At 61.0% G+C, this 8387-nt stretch carries 7 protein-coding genes; 5 read left to right on the plus strand and 2 right to left on the minus strand.

The features are described 5' to 3' along the window. Nucleotides 1-64 precede the first annotated feature (64 nt). The 5 genes from lpdA to QCL51_RS08235 all read left to right on the plus strand — a co-directional run bounded on the left by lpdA (nucleotide 65) and on the right by QCL51_RS08235 (nucleotide 6507). Nucleotides 65-1501, plus strand: a complete 1437-nt coding sequence (lpdA, locus tag QCL51_RS08215; RefSeq protein WP_021784850.1) for a dihydrolipoyl dehydrogenase — start codon at nucleotides 65-67, stop codon at nucleotides 1499-1501. A 172-nt stretch (nucleotides 1502-1673) separates the two neighbouring features. Beyond that, entirely contained in the window at nucleotides 1674-2840 is a 1167-nt protein-coding gene (gene sucC / locus QCL51_RS08220) for an ADP-forming succinate--CoA ligase subunit beta (RefSeq protein ID WP_003254205.1), read from the plus strand. Further along, entirely contained in the window at nucleotides 2840-3724 is an 885-nt protein-coding gene (sucD, locus tag QCL51_RS08225) for a succinate--CoA ligase subunit alpha (RefSeq protein ID WP_016393102.1), read from the plus strand. The genes sucC and sucD overlap by 1 nt, the downstream gene beginning before the upstream one ends. Before the next feature lie 484 nt (nucleotides 3725-4208). Then, complete coding sequence (gene brnQ, locus QCL51_RS08230; RefSeq protein WP_021784851.1) at nucleotides 4209-5522, plus strand: branched-chain amino acid transport system II carrier protein; 1314 nt, start codon at nucleotides 4209-4211, stop codon at nucleotides 5520-5522. 235 nt (nucleotides 5523-5757) lie between these two features. Then, complete coding sequence (locus QCL51_RS08235) at nucleotides 5758-6507, plus strand: DUF599 family protein (RefSeq protein WP_021784852.1); 750 nt, start codon at nucleotides 5758-5760, stop codon at nucleotides 6505-6507. Between the two features lie 27 nt (nucleotides 6508-6534). Here QCL51_RS08235 and QCL51_RS08240 read toward each other — a convergent pair whose 3' ends face one another. Both QCL51_RS08240 and QCL51_RS08245 read right to left on the minus strand, forming a co-directional pair. Next, nucleotides 6535-7077, minus strand: coding sequence for a thiamine pyrophosphate-binding protein (locus tag QCL51_RS08240; RefSeq protein WP_103462273.1), 543 nt, complete (start codon nucleotides 7075-7077; stop codon nucleotides 6535-6537). After that, on the minus strand, nucleotides 7074-8270 hold the full coding sequence (locus QCL51_RS08245; protein ID WP_021784854.1) for a PepSY domain-containing protein: 1197 nt from the start codon (nucleotides 8268-8270) through the stop codon (nucleotides 7074-7076). The genes QCL51_RS08240 and QCL51_RS08245 overlap by 4 nt, the downstream gene beginning before the upstream one ends. Nucleotides 8271-8387: the final 117 nt, after the last annotated feature.

Consider the following 8387-nt stretch of genomic DNA (forward strand, 5'->3'; position numbering starts at 1 on the left):
CAAGCTGAAGCCTGCTGGTCTTGCGGCTTGCAGCTTGCCGCTTGAAGCTAAAAAGGAATCTTTTATGACCCAGAAATTCGACGTAGTGGTGATTGGTGCAGGTCCTGGCGGCTATGTGGCTGCCATCAAGGCTGCCCAACTTGGTCTGAAGACTGCCTGTATCGAGAAATACACCGACGCCGAGGGCAAACTGGCCCTGGGCGGCACCTGCCTGAACGTAGGTTGCATCCCTTCCAAGGCGCTGCTGGACAGCTCCTGGAAGTACAAGGAAGCCAAAGAAAGCTTCAACGTCCACGGTATCTCCACTGGCGAAGTGAAGATGGACGTCGCCGCGATGGTTGGCCGCAAGGCTGGCATCGTCAAGAACCTGACCGGTGGCGTTGCCACCCTGTTCAAGGCCAACGGCGTCACTTCGATCCAGGGCCACGGCAAGCTGCTGGCCGGCAAGAAGGTCGAAGTCACCAAGGCTGACGGCACCACCGAAATCATCGAAGCCGAGAACGTGATCCTGGCTTCCGGCTCGCGCCCGATCGACATTCCACCGGCTCCGGTCGATCAGAACGTCATCGTCGACTCCACCGGCGCCCTGGAATTCCAGGCCGTACCGAAGCGCCTCGGCGTTATCGGTGCAGGCGTGATCGGCCTGGAGCTGGGCTCGGTATGGGCTCGCCTGGGTGCTGAAGTCACCGTGCTGGAAGCCCTGGACACCTTCCTGATGGCTGCCGACACCGCCGTGTCGAAAGAAGCCCAGAAGACCCTGACCAAGCAAGGCCTGGACATCAAGCTGGGCGCTCGCGTCACCGGCTCGAAAGTCAACGGCAATGAAGTCGAAGTGACCTACACCAACGCCGAAGGCGAGCAGAAGATCACCTTCGACAAGCTGATTGTCGCAGTCGGCCGTCGCCCGGTGACCACCGATCTGCTGGCTTCCGACAGCGGCGTGACCATCGACGAGCGTGGTTACATCTTCGTCGACGATTACTGCGCCACCAGCGTTCCGGGCGTGTACGCCATCGGTGACGTGGTACGCGGCATGATGCTGGCCCACAAGGCTTCGGAAGAGGGCATCATGGTCGTCGAGCGCATCAAGGGCCACAAGGCCCAGATGAACTACGACCTGATCCCTTCGGTCATCTACACCCACCCGGAAATCGCGTGGGTCGGCAAGACCGAACAGGCCTTGAAGGCCGAGGGCGTTGAGGTTAACGTGGGCACCTTCCCGTTCGCGGCCAGCGGCCGTGCGATGGCTGCCAACGACACCGGTGGTTTCGTCAAGGTCATCGCCGATGCCAAGACCGACCGCGTTCTGGGTGTTCACGTGATTGGCCCATCGGCTGCCGAACTGGTGCAGCAGGGCGCAATCGCAATGGAATTCGGCACCAGTGCCGAGGATCTGGGCATGATGGTCTTCAGCCATCCAACCCTGTCCGAAGCGTTGCATGAAGCAGCGCTGGCGGTGAATGGCGGCGCCATTCACGTGGCCAACCGTAAGAAGCGTTAATTATAAGAAACCACGGCGGGCTGCCCGTCGTGAGTCTTGCGTGCATGACTCACCGCGGAAAGTCCGCCGGACCGGATCACATGGGATAACCCGGGGTCAACGGTCACAGGTGGTGCGGCGCCACTGATGGCGCAGCGCCGAAGCGCAGTACCTAACGAAGACGGTAAAAAGCATGAATCTTCACGAGTATCAGGGTAAGCAGCTGTTCGCTGAATACGGCCTGCCAGTTTCCAAGGGTTTCGCAGTCGATACCCCTGAGCAAGCTGCAGAAGCCTGCGACAAGATCGGCGGGAACGAGTGGGTTGTAAAAGCCCAGGTTCACGCGGGTGGTCGCGGTAAAGCGGGCGGCGTAAAGCTGGTTCGCAGCAAGGAAGACGCCAAGGCGTTTGCTGCACAGTGGTTGGGCAAGAATCTGGTTACCTACCAGACCGATGCCAACGGTCAACCCGTCTCCAAGATTCTGGTCGAATCCTGCACTGACATCGCCAAAGAGCTGTACCTGGGCGCTGTAGTCGATCGTTCGAGCCGCCGTATCGTGTTCATGGCTTCCACCGAAGGTGGCGTGGACATCGAGAAAGTCGCTCACGAAACGCCTGAGAAAATCCTCAAGGCCACCATCGACCCACTGGTCGGCGCTCAGCCGTTCCAGGGTCGCGAGCTGGCATTCCAGCTGGGCCTGGAAGGCAAGCAAGTTCAACAGTTTGCCAAGATCTTCGTTGGCCTGGCCAAGCTGTTCAAGGATCACGACCTGGCGCTGCTGGAAGTGAACCCGCTGGTGATCAAGGCCGATGGCGACCTGCACTGCCTCGATGCCAAGATCAACATCGACGCCAACGCCATGTACCGTCAGCCGAAGCTGAAAACCTTCCACGACCCGTCGCAGGACGATGCCCGTGAAGCCCACGCTGCCAAGTTCGAACTGAACTACGTTGCCCTTGAAGGCAACATCGGCTGCATGGTGAACGGTGCCGGCCTGGCCATGGGTACCATGGACATCGTCAACCTGCACGGCGGCAAGCCGGCCAACTTCCTTGACGTTGGCGGTGGTGCTACCAAAGAGCGCGTAACCGAAGCGTTCAAGATCATTCTGTCCGACAGCAATGTCGCGGCCGTTCTGGTCAACATCTTCGGCGGCATCGTTCGCTGCGACATGATTGCCGAAGGCATCATTGGTGCAGTGAAAGAAGTCGGCGTCAAAGTTCCGGTTGTCGTTCGCCTCGAAGGCAACAACGCCGAACTGGGCGCTAAAGTACTGGCAGAAAGCGGTTTGAACATCATTGCGGCAACCAGCCTGACCGACGCTGCTCAACAAGTTGTCAAAGCTGCGGAGGGCAAGTAATGAGCGTCCTGATCAATAAAGACACCAAAGTCATCTGCCAAGGCTTCACTGGCTCGCAGGGTACTTTCCACTCCGAACAGGCCATTGCCTACGGCACCAAGATGGTCGGCGGCGTAACCCCAGGCAAGGGTGGCACCACCCACCTGGGCCTGCCGGTGTTCAACACCGTCAAGGAAGCCGTGGAAGCTACCGGCGCTGACGCTTCGGTCATCTACGTACCGGCTCCGTTCTGCAAGGACTCGATCCTGGAAGCTGCCTTTGGCGGCATCAAGCTGATCGTCTGCATCACCGAAGGCATTCCTACCCTGGACATGCTGGATGCCAAGGTCAAGTGCGACGAGCTGGGCGTTACCCTGATCGGCCCTAACTGCCCAGGTGTCATCACCCCGGGCGAGTGCAAGATCGGCATCATGCCAGGTCACATCCACTTGCCAGGCAAGGTCGGTATCGTTTCGCGTTCCGGCACCCTGACCTACGAAGCTGTGAAGCAGACCACCGACGCCGGCTTCGGCCAGTCGACCTGTGTCGGCATCGGCGGTGACCCGATCCCGGGCTCCAACTTCATCGACATCCTGAAGCTGTTCCAGGAAGACCCGAAGACTGAAGCGATCGTCATGATCGGTGAGATCGGCGGTTCGGCTGAAGAAGAAGCTGCGGCCTACATCAAGGCCAACGTCACCAAGCCTGTCGTTTCCTACATCGCCGGTGTTACTGCACCTGCGGGCAAGCGCATGGGCCACGCTGGCGCCATCATCTCCGGCGGCAAGGGCACTGCGGACGAGAAGTTCGCCGCTCTGCAGGACGCGGGTGTGAAAACCGTGCGTTCCCTGGCTGACATCGGCAAGGCCCTGGCCGAGCTGACTGGCTGGGAAGCCAAGAAGTAATACTGCTACACCCCCCACGCGCACAAAGGCCACCTTCGGGTGGCCTTTGTCGTATGTGGGGTTTCTGTATGCCTATGCCGCCCTCTTCGTGGGTAAGCACGCCCCCTCAGAGAGATGACAATCCCTGGGGGGCTATGCAGTACCTGTGGGAGCGGGTTCACCCGCGAAGGGGCCGGTGCTGGCGATAGGGATTCTTCGATAGGTTTAATAGGAATTTTCACGCAGACGAATGTTTCAATCCGAGGATAATTCCTCCTGTCCTCGGTCGCACAGACGACAAACATGTACGCACATCGGACAAGCAGCACTGTGCCAGTGCGTTTGACTGACAAAACAGTTACATTACGCGTTCACTCTGTGCCCGTACCCCAAAAGGGAACGACACGCTAAACGGGTCTGGCCTATCAAGCCGGGCAGCATTTCCCCTCATCCAAAGGGAAATCCCCTCTCGAATCCCGATTTCAGCAGTGTGGTACTACCTTAAATGAAAGTTCTCAAAGGCCAGGATATCCTGGCGCTTGGCTTTATGACGTTTGCGCTTTTTGTGGGTGCAGGCAACATCATCTTCCCGCCTATTGTCGGTTTGCAGTCTGGCCCGCATGTATGGATGGCTGCACTGGGCTTCCTGGTGACTGCCGTCGGCCTGCCGGTCATCACCGTGGTCGCGCTGGCCAAGGTCGGTGGCGGCATGGACGCCCTGAGCAGCCCGATTGGCAAGTTCTTCGGCGGCTTGCTGGCGGCCGTGTGCTACCTGTCGGTAGGCCCGCTGTTCGCCACCCCGCGTACCGCGACCGTGTCGTTCGAAGTGGGTGTTGCGCCGCTGACCGGTGAGAGCCCGCTGGCGCTGTTCATCTACAGCCTAGTGTACTTCGCCGTGGTACTGGCGGTGTCCATGTACCCGGGCAAGCTGCTCGATACCGTAGGCCGCTTCCTGGCACCGTTGAAGATCATCGCCCTGGCGGTGCTGGGCATCGCTGCCTTCGCCCTGCCAGCCGGAACCATTGGTGACGCACAGCCGGCCTATGCCGCTGCAGCATTCTCCAAGGGCTTCTCCGACGGCTACCTGACCATGGATACCCTGGGTGCCCTGGTGTTCGGTATCGTCATCGTCAACGCCATCCGCTCGCGCGGGGTGGAGTCGCCGAAGCTGATCACCCGTTACGCCATCATCGCTGGCCTGATCGCCGGTGTCGGCCTGGCGCTGGTATACATCAGCCTGTTCCGCCTGGGTGCCACCAGCCACGATATCGCGGCTGACGCCACCAACGGTGCCGCGGTGCTGCATGCCTACGTACAGCACACCTTCGGCTCGCTGGGCAGCGGCTTCCTGGCCGTGCTGATCGCGCTGGCCTGCCTGGTGACCGCGGTTGGCCTGACCTGTGCCTGCGCCGAGTACTTCAGCCAGATTCTGCCGCTGTCGTACCGCGCACTGGTGGTGATCCTCGCCGGCTTCTCGCTGCTGATTTCCAACCTTGGCCTGACCAAGCTGATCATGTTCTCGATCCCGGTGCTCACCGCCATCTATCCACCGTGCATCGTGGTGGTCGGCCTGAGTTTCGTGAAAGACCTGTGGAACTCGCCAACGCGCATCCTGGCGCCCGTGATGCTGGTATCGCTGCTGTTCGGCATGGTCGATGCGATCAAGGGCAGCAGCCTTGCCCACGTGTTGCCGGACTTCATGGCGCACCTGCCATTGAGTGATGCCGGCATGGCCTGGCTGGTGCCTTCGGTGGTGACCCTGGCGGGTGCCGTGGCCTGCGACCGCATGCTCGGCAAGCCGCGCGAGGCGTTGGCCTGACCGCACAAGTCGAAGCCTGAGGGCGGCACCGGCCACAAGCCGAAGGGTGCGCGCCAAGGGTGAAAACAAGAGAGCCCCGTATCCGTAAGGATGCGGGGCTTTTCGTTGGTTGCCTGTTACAGTCTCTTCGCAGCAGGCCAGGCATTTTCCAGTGTGCAGGTGTGCCTTTTGCCGCTTGCCAGCGTCGAAATCCGGTCCCTATCCTTTAGGCACATGGCCCTTTCGGTAACCCTGCATGAACTTCATCCAAAGCAACCTCAACAACCTGCTGGCCATCGCCTGGTTCGCCCTGTGCTGGGGTGGCTATACCCGCTATGCGATCTGGAAGGGGCGCGACACCGCTTGCCTGGCCAGTGTGCTGCACCTGTACCGCGAAGACTGGATGCGCCGCATGCTGCTGCGCGACAACCGCATCGCCGATGCCAGCGTGATCGGTAATCTGGAGCGCAACGCCTCGTTCTTTGCCTCCAGCACCCTGATCATTCTGGCTGGCATCCTCACCGTGCTCGGTGCCTCCGACCGGGCTCTGTCGTTGCTGGCCGACCTGCCGCTGGTTCAGCAGACATCTCAGGGCATGTCGGAGATCAAGCTGCTGTGCCTGGCCATGGTATTTGTCTATGCCTTCTTCACGTTCAGCTGGTGCATGCGCCAATACAATTTTGCCGCTGTGCTGGTGGGGTCGGCGCCGATGATCGGCGAGCGGCTGGTCAACGAGCTGGAGCGAAAGGCGTTCGCCTCCCGCGCGGCGCGCGTGCTTTCACTGGCTGCCAACCAGTTCAACTTCGGCCTGCGCTCGTACTATTTCGGCATGGCCATGCTGACCTGGTTCATCAGCCCCTGGCTGTTCATGGTGGTGAGTGTGGGCGTGGTATTGATCCTGTACCGCCGTGAGTTCCATTCCGATGTACTGGATGTGATGGTCTTCACGCCCACTGAAAGTGCCCCCACGGACGCGGGAAAGGAAAGCGCCGCTGGCAACGCTTGAGCCGATCAGGGGGCGCCACCCGGTTGTCTAGCGGCTGCCAGCCTGCGTCTGCAGCCAGGCGACTGTCGCTGGCGAGGCCTGGCTCAGGGGAATCGAAGCCTGGTGCACGCTGCCATCCCAGCCCTCCATGGTGATCCACAGTTCAGCGTTGGGCCGGGTCTTGGCTGGAACCGGGACGGAAGCGCCCATGCTGTACGGTGAACCGAAGAAAATGCTCCCGGCCGCGCGCAGGCTGCGTGGCTTGCCCACCCGCAGGTAAGTGGCCTTCACTTCGCCGATACAGTGGTTGCACAGCGCCGCACTGAAACTCTTGAAATACCCGGCTGGGCCTTCCTGGCGGGGCGCCGCAGCACGGAATTCGGCCAGACGCAGGCTCCATGGGCCTACTGCGACCACACCCGCCTCACGCTCACCCAGCCCGGCTTCTCCTTTGAACAATGCCTGGTCGGCAAAATACCTGGGCATGAACCCCAAAGGGACGAGTATCAGCAGGATGTTCAGGTGAAAGCGCCATTTCAGCCACAGGCGGCGTGAGGCCGAAGGTGCGTCGGCGGTGGTGGCTCGGCTCATCGGGCGGTCTCCGGCAGGTGGGCGTCTTGCGCGGCGGTAGCCGTCGGTGCGCTGCGGGGTTTGCGTTTCAGTGCGGCTGCAGTGGCCTGTGCGGTGCGCTTGCTCCAGATCAACAGGCCGCTGAGCACCATCAAGGTCAGCACCAGGCCAAAAACGAACCAGATCATCTTGACCCACAGCCCGCCGAAGTCGCCAGTGTGCAACGGGCGCATGGATTCGGTGACGAACTCCAGTGAGGTGCGATCATCCAGGGTGTGCGAGGTGGCGACCACGCCTGTGTACGGGTTGATGCTGGCGCTCTGGAACATCAGCGGGTACCAGCCGCGGCCACGGATGTTGAAGGTGTCATAGGCATTGCCTGGCAGGCGCACGAAGGATGCCTCGAAGCCGGGGATCTGCGCCTTTACCGTTTCGATGGCATGCTCCAGGCTGACCAGCCGGGGCGCTTCGCCAGCCTGCAGCAGCGGTACGTCATCGCGGGCCACCACCGCGGGTACGTCGCGGCTTGAGATCGAGATGTGGTTGTCGGCCAGCAACGCCTGGATCAGGAACCAGGTGCCGGTGATCGCGATCACGGCAATGAACCAGATCGACCAGATACCGCTCAGGCGATGGAAGTCACCCCAGAAGATGCGGGCACCTTGGCGAAAGCGCAGGGTAGGTTTCAGAAAGCCTTTCCAGAAGCGCTTGTAGACGACCAGGCCGGTGACCAGCGAGGCAAGCATCGGCAAGCCCAGCAGCGAGACCAGGTACCACCCCCACGGGTAGCCGTTGCCGAAAGGTACCAGCCACCAGCCATGCAAGGCGCGGGTGAACTGGCGAAAGTCGAAGGAGGGGCTGATGCCCTGGATCTTGCCTGTATAGGGGTTCACGTAGAGGTTCTGGGTGGTGTTGTCCGGCTGCACCACCTGCACCTGCAGCGCAAAGTGCGACTCGTCCGGGCGCATGATGTATTGCACATCCAGCTCGGGGCGCGCTTCACGCAGGGCCTTGAGCACCTGGTCGTAGGTCAGCAGTGGCGCATCATCGCTCGGCTTCGCCGCGCGTATCTCCGGTTTGGCCAGCCACACCAGCTCCTGGCTGACCACTGCCAGGGTGCCGGTGAAGCAGACGATCAGCACGAAGAACCAGATGGGCAGGGCCAGCCAGCTGTGAACCAGGAACCAGAGTTTCGAGCGTGACTTTTTGGACATAGGGGCCGGTGCCTTGTGGTTTGGGTGGCTTGCGCGTCGATCCCTCGCGGTATGAGGAAAATCCCGCCGGTACCCTTATGACGCGCGAGGGCAGGCAAACCGGAAAACCGTCTGTCA

This window comes from Pseudomonas sp. LTR0 (genome assembly GCF_036630035.1).
GTDB classification, from domain to species: Bacteria; Pseudomonadota; Gammaproteobacteria; order Pseudomonadales; family Pseudomonadaceae; genus Aquipseudomonas; species Aquipseudomonas putida_Y.